We start from the raw sequence: 15,555 nt of genomic DNA on the forward strand, positions 1-15,555 counted from the left end.
CGGGTGAATTCTGTTCATCCGTGTTTTTTCATGAGAGAGGGAAATGATGTGAAGGCGAAGTCCAAGACAAAGACAATGTACGTATGTCAGGAATGCGGCTATGATTCCGCAAAGTGGCTTGGGAGATGTCCGGGCTGCGGTGCATGGAATACTATGGTTGAGGAAAAAGTTGCTCCATCAAAGGAAAGCAAAGGAGTTGCACTGGGGCTTTCGGACGCTGCACCGCCGCAACGAATTGCCGAGGTGGAGACCGAAGATTTACCTCGTTATTGTACGGGCTCTGAGGAGCTTGACCGAGTGCTTGGCGGTGGTGTGATTCCGGGTTCTATGGTGCTGATTGCAGGAGATCCCGGTGTGGGAAAGTCGAGTCTTACGCTTCGGGTATGCGCTGACGTTGCAAAGCTGGGACGAAAGGTACTGTACGTTACAGGTGAGGAAAGCACCAGACAGGTGCGGATGCGTGCTGACAGGCTGGGTGCGATAGCCGATAATCTTTATGTTGTCAGTGAGACAAATCTCGATACGATTTCGACTCATATCGAAAACATAAAGCCTGAGCTTATGGTGATTGATTCAATACAGACTATTTACAGACCTGATATAGAAAGCGCGCCGGGAAGTGTAAGTCAGGTGCGGGAATCAAGCGTTGAGCTGCTTCGCATTGCAAAAACTTTGGGGATTGCCGCGTTTATCATAGGTCACGTAACCAAGGATGGAGGACTTGCAGGCCCAAGAGTATTGGAGCATATAGTAGATACTGTGCTTTTTTTTGAGGGAGAAAAGAATGCGGAATACCGCGTACTCAGAGCTGTAAAGAACAGGTTCGGGAGCACTAATGAGCTTGGACTTTTTGAGATGCGGGATACAGGACTGGTGGATGTACCTGACGCGTCGAAGCTGTTTCTTTCTGACAGAGCGGCAGACCCGGGAACTGTAATCGTTCCGACTGTGGAGGGAACGCGCCCGCTTCTTGTTGAGCTTCAGGCACTTGTGGCAAATACACCTTATCTTCCGCCGCGCAGAACCTCGTATGCTGTAGACATAAAAAGACTGCAGCTTCTGTTGGCAGTGTTGGAAAAAAGAGTGCATCTTTCCATAGGAAACTGTGATGTCTACGTAAAAGCGGCAGGTGGAATAAAAATTGATGAGCCTGCAGCTGACCTTGCGCTTTGCATAGCCATGGCATCAAGCTTTGCCAACCGTGTTCCACGGGATAAAACCATTGTTTTCGGTGAAGTGGGACTTTCCGGTGAAGTGCGTGCCGTCAGTCAGGCGGAGGTTCGTCTCAGGGAAGCTGCGCGTCTGGGCTTTACAGCGGCAGTAATTCCTGAGAAAAATGCCCGTCAGCTTGATGCGAAATCCATCGGAATAAAGATATATCCGGCGGCGTTTGTGGGAGAGGCTTTGAAGCTGGCTCTTCCAAAGTAGTTCGCAAAATACTTGCTGACTTTACAACAAATAACTGGAAATTATTCATTTGCAGACAACTATATAATTTATTAAGGATTTTTTACACGCACGAAAGAATGTGGTATAATCTAGTTGCCGAATTGAATTAGTGTATTGCGTCAAGGAGGTGAATGTTTGCTGCATATTGGTGAAAAGATCGTCTACCCTATTTGTGTTACACGGGTGAGGTCGCGGCAGTCCAGCCGGATGATAGACTCGACTGGAACAGGTTTTTGACTTGAGAGTCATGCCGTTTGGAACAGGAGGTAAAAGTTCCGGTCGATATTGCAGATGATGTTTAACCTTGGGTTATCCGAAAACGAGGAGGAAAGAGTTCGGAATGTTATATTACGTGCGAACCGCTGAATCGTGTGCTTGGCAAAAATAAAAGTTCCCTCTGAGTTGATTCAGCAGTGGAAGTGTTTGTGGATAGAAAAGCTGCATACGCAATCGTATCATTTGAACGATATGGAATATTTGGCGGAAAGCGGTTATATCAGGATTAACACGGCAGATTCCCGTGAAAACTCGTGTATGCGAAAGGATCATACAGGAGGTCGAGGCATGTACGGCGGAATGCTTTGACGTTGGATTCCGCTGTAATAAAATTAAAGACTAAAAAGCAGGCAGGTCGCTTTATGATGAATCTGCCTGCTTTTTCTTTTGTTTTCAGAAAAGCATGGTATATTTCTTACGTTGGAAATAATTCCTGTATTCCCTGATTGACATGGGGGCACAGAAAGTATAATCTGTATTTATGAACTGGTGAAAAATTATTCTGATTCTTATGAATCATGTAAGAGAATAATTTCATCGGATTTAAAATTTTCCATTGAAAGGGGGTGAAATTATGCTTGATAAAATTCTTCGTTTTTTCATCGCGGCTATTATGGCATTTGCCGGCGGTGCGCTTATGCAGCTTGCAAGTCCTGTGCTTACGCGTTTTATCAGCACAGAGATTTTGAAAATGGATATGGGTATTTTCAAAATGACACTTGCTACGCTTGTCTGCGTGCTTATCGGCGCGATTCTCGGCGTTATAGTGGGTCTTCTCATAGCTCCGTATTTCATTACCAAGCTGAAACGCTTTTCTGCATGGGTTGAAGGGCAGCTCAATAAAATGCCGATTCATGATGTCATTGCAGGCGCGGTCGGGTTGGTTATCGGACTCATTCTGGCAGCATTGTTGGGGTCAGCGTTTTCGCATCTCCCTATCGTAGGCAATTATATCCCAATCGTATTCAGTATTGTATTTGGTTATCTCGGCATCGTCATCACAATGAGAAAACGTGAAGATTTCGTGGCTTTGTTTGATTTCATTCCACGTCTCATCCGTGATATCGCGAAGCTTCGCGAGCGTCAGGCGGAAGAAAGTGCGGCAGTGGAGCGCCAGACGGCAGCTTCTCAGCCGGAGCAGAATCTTCCTGCGGCTGTTATTCAGCAGGACAAAGGCTATAAGCTTTTGGATACCAGCGTGATTATCGACGGACGCATAGCAGATATCATACAGACAGGCTTCCTTGAAGGCACACTGCTTATTCCGGTGTTTGTTCTTGAGGAGCTTCAGCACATTGCAGATTCGTCAGATGTTCTGAAACGTACGCGTGGACGCCGCGGATTGGATATTCTGCAGAAAATCCGCACAGAGTCAAGGATGAAGGTCGAAGTGACAAATCAGGACTTTGAGGATATCACGGAGGTCGACTCCAAGCTCGTGCGTCTGGGACAGCTTGTGGGAGGAAAAATCATAACGAATGATTATAATCTGAACAAGGTATCACAGCTTCGCGGAGTTTCGGTGCTTAACATCAATGAGCTTGCAAACGCGGTAAAACCGGTAGTCATACCGGGAGAAACAATGCAGGTTACAATCGTAAAGGATGGTAAGGAACAGGGACAGGGTGTTGCCTACCTTGATGATGGTACAATGATTGTCATTGAGGGCGGCAAACGCTATCTGAACTCCACCATCGACGTAGAGGTAACATCTGCGCTGCAGACTGCTGCGGGCCGCATGATATTTGCAAGACCAAGAAAATGAGTAATACAGCGAAGGGGGCAGAAAAATCTGCCCCTTTTTTGAAAGGAGGAAGCATTGTGGTTTCTGTTGTAGTTCCTGCCGCAGGGCAGGGTAAACGTATGCACGCCGGAATAAACAAGACCTTTTTGACGCTGCTCGGTACGCCGATGCTTGTCCGTACAATGCAAAAACTGTCGGCCTGCAGTAAGGTCGACGAGATTATAGTGGCAGTCGGGGAGGACGAGGTAGAGGGTACAAGAAAGCTCCTTGAGCATGTACCGAATATCAAGCCCTTTGCTATTGTCGCAGGCGGAGCAGAAAGACAGGACTCCGTGGCCAACGGTCTCAGGGCTGTGAGCTTTGAAGCTGATATAGTGCTGGTTCATGATGCTGCACGTCCGATGGTAAGTGTAGAAACGATAGAAAAGGTCATAGACGCCGCAAAAGAAACCGGCGCGGCAATCGCTGCCGTACCTGCCAAGAACACAATAAAGGTTGTGGATGAGGACGGCATAGTGGAAAGCACACCGGAAAGAGCATCCCTTTGGGAGGTACAGACTCCTCAGGGCTTCAAAAAAGACATGCTTATGGAAGCATATCAAAACGCCTACGCGGAAAAATTCCTCGGGACTGACGATGCGAGTCTTGTGGAGCGTTTAGGCTATCCTGTAAAGGTCGTCATGAGTGACTACAGAAATATCAAAATAACAACGCCTGAGGACCTTTTGACAGCAGAGGCATTTCTGGGAAGCGATGCGCTTGACTCGGCAAAGAAGGGGCTCGACGAAGCTAAAAAGGGAATTGATGATGCAGTGAGCTTTGTTGCCGAAAAAGCCGAGGAATTCCGCAAAAAATGGAAGGATGGTACACTCTGATGACACGGTTTGGAATGGGTTATGACGTGCATCGCCTGGTGGAAGGCAGAAAGCTGATTCTTGGCGGTGTTGATGTACCATACGAAAAAGGCCTTTTGGGACACTCGGATGCGGATGTACTTCTTCATGCGATAACGGATGCTCTTTTGGGAGCGGCAGCACTGGGAGATATCGGTAAACATTTTCCCGACACAGATCCAAGGTTTGAAGGGGCAGACAGCCTGAAGCTCCTTGCGCATGCGATGGGGCTTATCCGCGAGAAGGGCTATGAGGTTGGAAATATCGACGCTACAATTGTGGCGCAGAAGCCGAAGCTTGCCCCATACATAGAAGCGATGAGAGATAATATAGCCAAGACACTTGGCGTAGATAAAGACCTTGTAAATGTCAAAGCAACAACCGAGGAAAAGCTTGGCTTCACAGGCAGCGGCGATGGAATGTCCGCTTACGCGGTTGCAGGAATTGAAAAGAAATAAAAAAAGAGAACCCGATGGATGCATAGGTATCCACGGGTTCTTTTGTTTAAGCGGAAAATGGGGAATTTAGGCGTATAAATATGCGGGCAAAAAATAAAATGTCAAAAAATCAAAAATAACTCTTGATTTTTTGACTTGAAGTGTTTATTATAAGACTTGTGATTAGCACTCAGCTATATGGAGTGCTAACAAAAAGAAGAAATCAAATATAGGAGGAAGATAAACATGATTAAGCCATTAGGCGAACGCGTAGTAGTGAAGGTTTCTGAGCAGGATATGAAGACGGCCAGCGGTATCGTACTGCCGGACACAGCAAAAGAAAAACCGCAGCAGGGTGAGGTTGTTGCTGTTGGTAAAGGCAAAATCCTCGACAGCGGCGCACTTGCTCCGATGGATGTCAAAAAAGGCGATACAGTCCTCTTTGCAAAATACTCCGGCAATGAAGTAAAGGTAGACGGTGTTGACTACCTTATCATCCGCCAGAGCGATATCCTCGCAATTCTTTAATAGATAGAATAAAAAATTATTGGAGGCTTTTAATATGGCAAAACAGATTTTATTCGATGAAGATGCACGCCGCGCACTCGAAAGAGGCGTTGATGCACTTGCTAATGCAGTAAAAGTTACACTCGGACCTAAGGGCCGTAACGTTGTTCTCGAGAAGAAATTCGGCGCTCCGACAATCACGAACGACGGTGTTACGATTGCACGCGATATCGAGCTTGAGGATCCGTTTGAAAATATGGGCGCACAGCTCGTCAAGGAAGTCGCAACAAAGACGAACGATGTCGCAGGCGACGGCACGACGACAGCTACAGTTCTCGCACAGGCTATGATTCATGAGGGTATGCGCAACGTTGCTGCAGGTGCTAACCCGATGGTACTCAAAAAGGGTATCGACATTGCAACGAAAGCACTCGTTGAAGAAATCAAGAAAAAATCCAAGAAGGTCGCAAGCCAGGAATCCATCGCTCAGGTTGCTTCCATCTCCTCCTCCGACGAAGAGACAGGCAAGCTCATCGCTGAGGCTATGGAGAAGGTCGGCAAAGACGGTGTTATCACTGTCGAAGAGTCCAAGACGATGGAGACGAACCTCTCCGTTGTTGAAGGTATGCAGTTCGACCGCGGCTACATCTCCCCGTACATGGTAACTGATACGGACAAGATGGAAGCTGTCCTCAAAGAGCCGTACATCCTTATCACGGACCGCAAGATTTCCGCTATCAGCGATATTCTTCCGATTCTCGAAGAAGTTGTTAAACAGGGTAAAGAGCTCATGATCATCGCTGAGGACCTCGACGGTGAAGCTCTTGCTACACTCGTTGTCAACAAGCTCCGCGGCACGTTCCGTGCACTGGCTGTCAAAGCTCCGGGCTTCGGCGACCGCCGCAAGGCTATGCTTGAGGATATCGCAATCCTCACAGGCGGCCAGGTTATCAGCGAAGAGCTGGGCCGCAAGCTCGACAGCGTCACGATTGCTGACCTCGGCCGTGCAAGCCAGGTTCGCGCTTCCAAGGACGAGACGACTATCGTCAAAGGCTATGGCGACGAGAAGCTCATCAAAGCACGTGTTGAGCAGATCAAGAAACAGGTTGCTGAGACATCCTCTGACTTTGATAAAGAAAAACTTCAGGAGCGCCTTGCTAAACTCGCTGGCGGCGTAGCTGTCATCGAAATCGGTGCTGCAACGGAAGTTGAAATGAAAGACAAGAAGCTCCGCATCGAGGATGCTCTGAACGCAACACGCGCAGCTGTTGAAGAAGGTATCGTTGCAGGCGGCGGCACGACTCTCGTTGACATCCAGCCGGCTCTTGACAAAATCAAGGCTGAGGGCGACGTCAAGACGGGTGTTGAGATTGTACGCCGTGCAATCGAGGAGCCTGTTCGTCAGATTGCAAACAACGCAGGCCTCGAAGGCTCCGTTGTTGTTGAGGGCGTAAAGAAGGCCGGCGTAGGCAAAGGCTTCAACGCACTCACAGGCGAATATGTTGACATGATCAAGGCAGGTATCGTTGACCCGGCTAAGGTTACACGTTCCGCACTCCAGAACGCAGCAAGCATCGCAGCTATGGTTCTCACAACGGAAACTCTCGTTGCTGACAAACCGGCTCCGGCTGCAGGACCGGCTATGCCTCCGGCAGGCATGGGTGGCGGAATGCCTGGCATGATGTAAGGTGAAACGAAATTCCGCGAAATATCGAGGGATAATAAATTAACCATGTTAAATAATGGCTAAATAATGGTTAAAAATATTTTTGAATGATAAAATCGGACCTCATTTTGAGGCCCGATTTTTTTCTGCATAATATTATTTGTCCTTATTAAAGCCGGAGCCCTTTGCAAGCTTCTTTTCTTCAGATTTCACACGTCGCTCAAGCTTTTTTATATCCTCGGCGGGTGGTAAAGTTTCTGGAAGAATTCCTCTGTTACATAGCATAGCGCGGACAGCTTTGTTGTTTCCTACGTGTTCGTTGGTTATTGCCGTTTCGCCGAAGAGGTCTTTTTCTTCTGTATTATGGTTAGTCATTTCTGTAGCAAGATTTTTCGCGGCTATTGTAAGTGTAGGCAAAAAATCGGCCAGAGGACGTCCTTTTTTTACATTAAGTTGAGCCTTCATAGCTGCAGTAGATTTACCGAATAAAGCGGCATCACCGGCAGAACGAATCCGTCCAAAACCTCTATCATCGACACCGCGCTCATAGATGTTTTTCGATAAAAGTGTTTCTGATTTAGAAAGGCGTTGCCTAACCTCGAAACGATGGAGAAGATTTAGCCTGTCTTCAATGAGTTCTTGCTTACGTGTTTGCAGAGCAAAATAACTCTGCGCAAAAGCAATTTCATCTTTACGAGGATCTCCGTTCTGTGCAATAAGATAACACGCGTAGCGAGTGAGCTTCAAATCAGGTATTTCACGAGTAGAACCAGAACCCAATGTAACCATTTTCGTGACGTCACGAAAATGGTCTGAAAGCTGAATTTTTGAGGTCTCGCAGGCAACTTTAGCACGTTTGATAGCGGTTTCAAAATTTTCCCATCGAGCATAACCGAGCGCTGACTGAATTTCTCGGGCAAACCAAAATTCAATACCAATTTCCTCGTCATAATGAACTAACTCATCAAACTTTTTTTTCATGTTAATGATTTTTTGTTTATCCATGAATATCGATCCTTTTTAATATGCCAAAATCAATAGTTTTTGATTGCAGTTTTTGGAAAGCCGTTGCACCGGTATGATTATTTATGCACTAATGTTTTATAATCCTATTTTATCAAAAAGAACATACGATTGCAAAACATATATTTGTCATAATATGTTTTAATTTGAATAGATAGTTTTCGTATGAAAGCTTAGGAGATTCGTTGGGAAAATATAAGGTAAAAGTCCTTGTTTTTATTGACATAGGCAGTGAGAAGAAATAAAATGTCTATCTGTGAGTAAAATTATCAGTTAAATTGAAAATTGCGGGAGGGGGGTCATTCTTAGGAGATACAAATTTTAGCAAAAGTGATGAACTTCCCACGCACAGAAATAATATCAGATATTTATTGAGCGTATTCGAATGCATGCATTTATCGTGTGCGAATATGAAATAAACGTAAGGGGTAGAGGATAGTGCCACAAGATTTTTTTGAAAATGTTGGGAGCAGTTTGAAGGTGTTACGCAAAGAAATAGCTGCTATTTCTGAGCTTGATAATATAAAAAGGGATATTGATGAGGTAATTGAAAATATAAACAGTCCGCTGCTGGTTATGGTAATGGGGGAATTTTCCCGAGGAAAATCGACATTTATCAATGCGTTGGTCGGACAGTCTATTGCAATGGTCGATGCAAAGCCGACTACTGCCGTTATCACAAAGCTGTCCTATGGGGAAAAGGACAAAATTACTGTATTTATGCGTGACGGCAGTGTAAAAAATTATGATACGGACAGCTTCGCACGTTTAACTGCACAGGGAAACGATAAAAGCAATAAACTTCATAAAAAAATAGATTATGTAGAGCGTACGCTGCCTATAGACATGCTGAAGTCTATGTCCATAATAGACAGCCCAGGCCTGAATTCTATCAATGATGTACACGAAGCGGCCACCAAAAGATTTATGGATAAAGCAGACACGGTTATTTGGCTGTTTGATGCTAATGATCCCTGTAAACAGACGGAAATAGATGCTCTGAAGAGACTTAATCCGCGTCTTGCTCCACTGGTTCTTGTAAATAAAATTGATGTAATTGATGAGGATGAGGGAGATACACCTGAAAAGGTATTGGCAAAGATAGAGCGCGACCTCTCCAACAATAAGCTGGAGTATCAGAAAATTATTGGCATTTCAGCAAAAATGGCGTTTAAGGGAAAGGTGAATAATAACCAAAAACTGATTACGGCAAGCAATATCAACGAATTTTACGATGCTGTCGATACGATTATTTTGCCTAATAGAGAAAAATTCAAGCGCATATCTATGGTTGATGAATTGGCAAGGGTGTTTTTCTCTGCAGGCAGGATATTGAATGGTAAGCGTGAAGAGAATAATAATAGGAAAAATGCTGATTATTCCGCTTACATTGGAACTGAAGAAAGTCTTGCCTGTGCGTTAGATGAATTGGAAAATGCTGCAGACATTGTAATGACTGAAATAGATTCTGAACAAACAGCGCGCAGAAAACGGCTGAATCCCGCAGAAAAGACATTTTACGGTGCGTTATATTGGCACGGCCTTTTGGAAAAGAAGGATAGAAAAACGGCACAGAAGTATACGGAAGAGGCTGCTGTTCGTGGAGATGCGGTTGCGCAGATGAATCTGGCGGAGATGTATCAAGAGCTTGGACAGGAGGATAGGGCAGAATACTGGTTTCAGCGTTTGGGAAAAACACGTAAAGTTGGTGAGAATGCAGAAAGTGCGTATTCAAAGGCTGAAAAATATGCAAAAGATGGAAAATATACTGAAGCAGTAACGTGGGATTGCAAGGCAGCAGAAGCAGGAAATGCAGATGCAATGGCTAATCGAGGTTATGTGTATGACTATGGTGTTGGTGTAGAAAAAGACAAAGCTGAGGCTTTAAAGTGGTATAAGGAAGCGATTAAAGCAGGTTGTAATGATGCAACTGTAAAAAAGAGAATAAAAGACATAGAAGCAGCGCAAGCATCGGCAAGTGGAGTTCAGAATACCTACCGGGCAGAGAGTACAAATAAAAATTCATCACTCAGTGCCGAAGAAATGTACAGAAAAGCGGAACAATATTATCAAAGGCATAGCTTTGCAGAAGCAGTAAAGTGGTATCGTAAAGCAGCAGAAGTAGGAAATGCAGATGCAATGGCTAGTCTAGGTTATGCGTATGACTATGGTGTTGGTGTAGAAAAAGACAAAGCTGAGGCTTTAAAGAGGTATAAGGAAGCTATTAAAGCAGGCTGCAATGATGCAACTGTAAAAAAGAGAATAAAAGAAATAGAGTCAGCGCAATCATCGGCAAGTGGATTTCAAAACATTTACCAGGCAGAGAGTACAAATAAAAATTCATCACTCAGTGCCGAAGAAATGTACAGAAAAGCGGAACAATATTATCAAAGGCATAGCTTTGCAGAAGCAGTGAAATGGTATCGCAAGGCAGCAGAAGCAGGAAATGCAGATGCAATGTATCATCTGGGTTATGCGTATGAATACGGTAGTGGGGTAAAGAAAGATAAAATAGAAGCAGAAAAGTGGTATAAGAAGGCGGCTGGCGCAGGTTCAGAGTTCGCAAAGAGGAGAATAAAAGGAATAGAACTAGAAATATATAGTAAGGCAACAGAAGCAGGAAATGCAGATGCAATGGCTAATCGAGGTTATGTGTATGACTATGGTGTTGGTGTAGAAAAAGACAAAGCTGAAGCTTTAAAGTGGTATAAGGAAGCGATTAAAGCAGGCTGTAATGATGCAACTGTAAAAAAGAGAATAAAAGAAATAGAGTCAGCGCAATCATCGGCAAGTGGATTTCAAAACATTTACCAGGCAGAGAGTACAAATAAAAATTCATCACTCAGTGCCGAAGAAATGTACAGAAAAGCGGAACAATATTATCAAATGCATAGCTTTGCAGAAGCAGTGAAGTGGTATCGCAGGGCAGCAGAAGCTGGAAATAAGTACGCGATGTATGATTTAGGCTATGCATATGAAATAGGGCGAGGGGTAAAAAAAGATGAGAATGAAGCCGTAAAATGGTATAAGAAATCGGCGGGTGCAGGTTATCGAAAAGCAAAGCAACGCATTGAAGTGGTGGAAAAGAAAAACAGAAAAATATCAGATGTGGAAAAGAAAAACAGAATAATATCAGATGTTGAAAAAATGTACCAAAAGGGTAAATATCACTACGATTTAGGGAAAAAGCATGGCATTGGAAACTTTACGGAGGCTAGAGTGTGTTTTGAAAAAGCAGCTGAAGCAGGGCACATTGCTGCTATGTACTATTTGGGGGATATGTACGCACGAGGGCTTGAGGGATTTAAAAACCTTGAAATAGCATCAAATTGGCTATCAAAAGCGGCGGCTTCCGGATATCTAGGTGCGCAAGAAAGATTAGATGAGGTAAAGAAAGAAAAGGAACAACGAAAGCAAGAAATTGAAAAACGCAAAAGAGAACAAGAAATAGAAAAACGCCCAAGAGAACAAGAAAGTGGTTTTTGCTTCATTACTACTGCTGTCTGCAATAGTTTTCAAAAAACAGATGACTGTTATGAGCTAACTATGTTTCGGTGTTTCCGTGACGGATGGCTAAAGGCGCAGCCGGACGGAGCGAAATTGATTAAGGAATATTACGAGGTTGCTCCGAGTATTGTCAAAGCTATTGATGGTGAGAATAGAGCAAATGAGATTTATCACAGTATCTGGACAGAGTATTTGTCGCCATGCTTAAAAATGCTTGAGGACGGGTGTAATGAGGAATGTAAGGCGATGTATATGCGGATGGTGCTTGTATTGAAGAAGAAATATATTCATTAAATCTGGGGAGTGATTTTATTTGAATTTAAGTAATTATCGACAGAAGGCAACTTCTTTAGCATCATACATGAAGAAAATAAGTGCCCTTGGTGAAGAGCTTAACATGCCAAGTGCATCAGAAGAAGTCACAAGAATCAAGAGACGTCTTGAGGATGAAACGTTTCATCTTGTAGTTGTGGGTGAGTTTTCACGTGGAAAATCTACCTTTGTAAATGCTCTTTTGGGCAGACGGATTCTTCCGTCGAGCAAGAATCCGACTACCGCTATTATCAGCAAAATTGTGTATGGAGATAGCCCTTCCTATCGAATTGTTTACAAGGACAAACGGCAGGAGGCTATGACTGAAGATGTATTCAAAAAAATCACGGCACCTCCTGAGCCGGACGAAAATGATCCTGACTCTGTGATGGAATTTGCAAAAGCACAGAAAGTCATTTCATCAATAGACTTTGCTGAGATTGCATATCCGATGTCTTTTTGCCGTGATAACGTGGAGCTGGTGGATACTCCGGGAACTAATGATTTAAATGTTGGACGTATGGAAATCACCTACGGGTATCTGAATCAGGCAGATGCAGTTATTTTGCTATTGGCGGCGTATCAGCCTCTTACAGCATCTGAGGTACAGTTTCTGAAGGAACGTATACTCGGAAACAAGATACAGGATATTTTCTTTGTTATCAGTCATAAGGATGATTTGGATAATGAGGAACAGGAGAATGAAGTAACAGAGTTCATAAAAAAACATTTGCGTGAGATTTTTCCTGAAGGGTTAAGTTTGGATAATCGCATATTTCTTGTTAACAGTTTGGGCGCAGTTTATTTTCATATGCAGGAGCAGGGTGAGGAGCTGACTGCAAAGCAGGAGCTTAAGGTACCTGATAAATTCAGTGATACAGGATTTCAGGATTTGGAATCTTCACTTGGGGAGTTTCTTTCGAATGAGAAGGGAAAGGTGCTCCTGAGGAAGTATAATCGTGATGTGCAGGGGATTATCAATACCATGCAGCATGATATTTCTGTTAATATTGGTATCGTTATGCATTCTGCTGATGAGATCCGTGAAAAAGCTACAGAGCTATATCCAAAGTTTCAGCAGGCAAAACGCCAAGCAGAGAACATAATCTCAGATATGAGGATGTCTTTCGAGAGTGCTGGTTCGGATATAGAGTATAAATGTCAGTCTGCAGCGAATGCAATGCTGAACAAGGCAAAGAAAGCTGTGGAAACGCTCACTCGGGATATGTCGTCTACTGTTATGCAGGAAGCTATAGAACGTGAGGTTACAGCGGAAAAGAAAAAGTTCATAGATACAACGCTAAAGGAATGGCAGAATATTTTTAATGGTGAAAATGATAAAGCACAGCGCGCTTTGCGTGGTATATGGCATGATATAGATGTTGAGTATCAGCGAAGCTTTAATCTACCTGCTGTTATAGACAATGAAAAATCGTTGACCATTTCAGTAGTAGAGGACGAAAAAAGTTTTTCGAAGCAGGCTTATGCTTTTGCCGGAGATATGTTTCGAAGTGCGGAAAAAGAAGATAATATTTTGGGTGTTATCGGCGGCATAGGTATGGGCGTGATTGCAGGTGCTGTTGGCGTTGTGGCAGATATTTTTAGTGCATTCTTCGGAAATAAGCGTGAGACGTGGCGCGATAAGATACGTGCCGAGGTTGTCCGTACGTACAGCGGGCAGGGAGAGAAAATAGCGAAAGTTATGAAGGCACTGTATAAGGAAAAAACAGAGGCTCTTTGCCGTGACATACAAGGGAGTGTAAATGCCCGTATCGCTGACATGGAGTGGCAGCTGCAAAATATTCTCAGTGAAAAAGAGTCTAAAGAACAGGATGCCGAGAGGAAGAAATCATATCTTCTCTCAAAGCAGGCTGAGCTTAACAAAATCTCCGGTGAACTGAACCGGCTGGTATTGTAATGGGGGACGGCAAATGGAATTGCAACAGGAAAAAGACAGGATGCTTCAAATTTTGACTGAGGTTACTACGAAGCCCTACATACGTAATCATGAAAAAATCATGCAGGGGCTGTGTGAGCTTCAGAATGATATTCAGGGAGATTTTTATACCATAGTAGTGCTTGGAGAATTTAAACGTGGGAAAAGTACTCTGGTGAATGCGCTTTTGGGTACAAGGCTTCTGCCTATGGATGTATTGCCTGAAACTGCAACGATAAATGCCATAATGTACGAGGAAAAGCCGAAACTGGTTGTGGTAAATCGTGATGGTTCGACAAGAACGGGTGAAGTTTCCTATGATTTTCTCAAGAAGTATTCTGCCCGCGAGGAAGGCTCGGATGCAGAGAATGTACGGTATATCAAAATCGGCTATCCATGTGAGCTTTTGAAGAACAGGATTGTTCTCGTTGATACGCCGGGTGTGTCAGACCTCAATGAACAGCGTTCTGAGGTAACATATCAATTCGTACCGAAATCCAATGCAGTTCTTTTCGTTCTAGATGCAAATGCACCGTTGAAGAAAACGGAGAAAGAGTTTATTGATGAACGGCTTCTCCCCTTGGGGATCAATAATATTCTCTTCATCATAAACAAGTACGATGCCGTGGATGAGGACGAAGAAGAGGGGTTTCTTGATACTGTAAAGAAGCGACTGCACAGTGCATTTCAGATGAATGCGGCAGAGGCACAGCTGAGGGATATTACCGTCTATCCGCTTTCAGCCAAGATGGCTTTGCAGGGGATTGAGACAGGCAATGAAAAGCTTATCAAGGCATCCGGATTTGAGGATATAAAAGCAAAGTTAAGCGATATGCTTTTCGAGGGAAAAGTGGAGCAGGAAAAGCTGCAGGGATATCGCAAGCGGCTTCACTGGCTGCTTACTGCGCTGGATAGAGAGATTCAAAGCGAAAAATCTATGAAATCTGCGAGCATAACAGAGCTTGAGGATGCTGCATTTGCACTTCGTCAGATGCTTGAGGAAAAGACATCTGAAGATAATAATGTGGCTGAATACGTTAACTCGGCAAAGTCCAAAATTTACGCTATGGCAGACAAGTCACTGCAGCATTTTCACGGTAAACTGAAAGATAATATCTTTGAGCTTGTGGACGGATACCAGAGTCAGGATTTCAAGAATTTCATTGAAAAGGCTGTTCCAAAGCACATTCAGAGAAATATAGAAAGCTGGATAGGTGTTTATGCGCCTCATGTGGATGAACTTTTAGCGTTGATGGAACGGGAACTGGCGAGAGGGCTCAGTTACCGTTTTAATCAGAAAATCCGTTTAGAGGCTGAAAAAGGGAATGGAATACAGAATATGGGTGCTGTCCTTAACATTGAGGCAGATGATATTTCTAATACGGGTCTGCAGGCGGGGGCTATTACAGCGGCAGGAGCTGTTGCTATCATGGCGGTGCTGAATCCAATACTTGTACCTATACTCAGCATTTGGGGACGGTCAAAGATATTTGACAGTCTTTTGAAGAAAAAACTTGCGGCTGCAAAGGCAGACGTTGTCCCTCAGGTGGAAAGCCAGCTTGGGAAAACAATGCTTGAGCTTCGCGCACATATTCATAGCTATATTGACAAGCGGTGTGTTGTTATCCAGAAGAATACGCAGAATGCGTATGAATTTATCTTGTCAGATATTCAGAAGCAGATTGAGGCGCAGATTGAGGATAAGAAACAAGCGGGGAAAAATGTCCAAAAGGAAATGGACGAGTTGGCAATGCAGTCCAATGAAATTCATAGCTATATGCTAAAACTTTGTGAGGAGGTATGAA

Annotated in this window: 10 protein-coding genes; 9 read left to right on the forward strand and 1 reads right to left on the reverse strand. The window is 44.0% G+C overall.

Annotated elements, in window-relative coordinates:
• The first annotated feature begins 48 nt into the window (after positions 1–48).
• From radA to groL, 6 genes are all read left to right on the forward strand, one after another.
• Positions 49–1,428, forward strand: coding sequence for a DNA repair protein RadA (radA, locus tag BUA83_RS03155; RefSeq protein WP_268793923.1), 1,380 nt, complete (start codon positions 49–51; stop codon positions 1,426–1,428).
• An 871-nt stretch (positions 1,429–2,299) separates the two neighbouring features.
• On the forward strand, positions 2,300–3,490 hold the full coding sequence (locus BUA83_RS03160) for a PIN/TRAM domain-containing protein (protein WP_072934757.1): 1,191 nt from the start codon (positions 2,300–2,302) through the stop codon (positions 3,488–3,490).
• 56 nt (positions 3,491–3,546) lie between these two features.
• Positions 3,547–4,344: a 2-C-methyl-D-erythritol 4-phosphate cytidylyltransferase gene (gene ispD, locus BUA83_RS03165; protein WP_072935059.1), complete on the forward strand. Its 798-nt coding sequence runs from the start codon at positions 3,547–3,549 to the stop codon at positions 4,342–4,344.
• A complete protein-coding gene (gene ispF, locus BUA83_RS03170; protein WP_072934758.1) occupies positions 4,344–4,820 on the forward strand; it encodes a 2-C-methyl-D-erythritol 2,4-cyclodiphosphate synthase in 477 nt (158 codons plus the stop codon). Before ispD ends, ispF begins: the two co-directional genes overlap by 1 nt.
• Positions 4,821–5,045: 225 nt before the next feature.
• Positions 5,046–5,327 carry a co-chaperone GroES gene (groES, locus tag BUA83_RS03175; RefSeq protein ID WP_072934759.1) on the forward strand — a complete coding sequence of 94 codons (282 nt, stop codon included), beginning with the start codon at positions 5,046–5,048 and terminating at the stop codon, positions 5,325–5,327.
• A gap of 34 nt (positions 5,328–5,361) precedes the next feature.
• Complete coding sequence (gene groL, locus BUA83_RS03180; protein ID WP_072934760.1) at positions 5,362–6,993, forward strand: chaperonin GroEL; 1,632 nt, start codon at positions 5,362–5,364, stop codon at positions 6,991–6,993.
• A gap of 135 nt (positions 6,994–7,128) precedes the next feature.
• Here the strand turns inward: groL and dinD are convergent, their stop codons facing one another.
• The gene (gene dinD / locus BUA83_RS03185; protein ID WP_072934761.1) at positions 7,129–7,977 is read right to left on the reverse strand and encodes a DNA damage-inducible protein D; all 849 of its coding nucleotides are present in this window, start codon (positions 7,975–7,977) and stop codon (positions 7,129–7,131) included.
• Between the two features lie 456 nt (positions 7,978–8,433).
• Here dinD and BUA83_RS03190 point away from each other — a divergent pair, with 456 nt between their 5' ends.
• From BUA83_RS03190 to BUA83_RS03200, 3 genes are read left to right on the forward strand one after another with little or no spacing between them, the layout of a single operon-like run.
• On the forward strand, positions 8,434–11,796 hold the full coding sequence (locus tag BUA83_RS03190; RefSeq protein ID WP_072934762.1) for a dynamin family protein: 3,363 nt from the start codon (positions 8,434–8,436) through the stop codon (positions 11,794–11,796).
• A 19-nt stretch (positions 11,797–11,815) separates the two neighbouring features.
• On the forward strand, positions 11,816–13,732 hold the full coding sequence (locus BUA83_RS03195; RefSeq protein ID WP_159430462.1) for a dynamin family protein: 1,917 nt from the start codon (positions 11,816–11,818) through the stop codon (positions 13,730–13,732).
• 13 nt (positions 13,733–13,745) lie between these two features.
• Positions 13,746–15,554 (forward strand): dynamin family protein, encoded by a 1,809-nt coding sequence (locus tag BUA83_RS03200; protein ID WP_072934764.1) that lies wholly within the window; start codon positions 13,746–13,748, stop codon positions 15,552–15,554.
• Position 15,555 lies beyond the last annotated feature (1 nt).

It is taken from the genome of Schwartzia succinivorans DSM 10502 (genome assembly GCF_900129225.1).
Lineage (GTDB): Bacteria > Bacillota > Negativicutes > Selenomonadales > Selenomonadaceae > Schwartzia > Schwartzia succinivorans.

What these genes read in the sequence shown, in the direction of transcription:
- BUA83_RS03200 (WP_072934764.1), top strand. Translation starts at nt 13,746, where the DNA reads ATGGAATTGCAACAGGAAAAAGACAGGATGCTTCAAATTTTGACTGAG.
- BUA83_RS03160 (WP_072934757.1), top strand. Translation starts at nt 2,300, where the DNA reads ATGCTTGATAAAATTCTTCGTTTTTTCATCGCGGCTATTATGGCATTT.
- dinD (WP_072934761.1), bottom strand. Translation starts at nt 7,977, where the DNA reads ATGGATAAACAAAAAATCATTAACATGAAAAAAAAGTTTGATGAGTTA.
- ispF (WP_072934758.1), top strand. Translation starts at nt 4,344, where the DNA reads ATGACACGGTTTGGAATGGGTTATGACGTGCATCGCCTGGTGGAAGGC.
- groES (WP_072934759.1), top strand. Translation starts at nt 5,046, where the DNA reads ATGATTAAGCCATTAGGCGAACGCGTAGTAGTGAAGGTTTCTGAGCAG.
- groL (WP_072934760.1), top strand. Translation starts at nt 5,362, where the DNA reads ATGGCAAAACAGATTTTATTCGATGAAGATGCACGCCGCGCACTCGAA.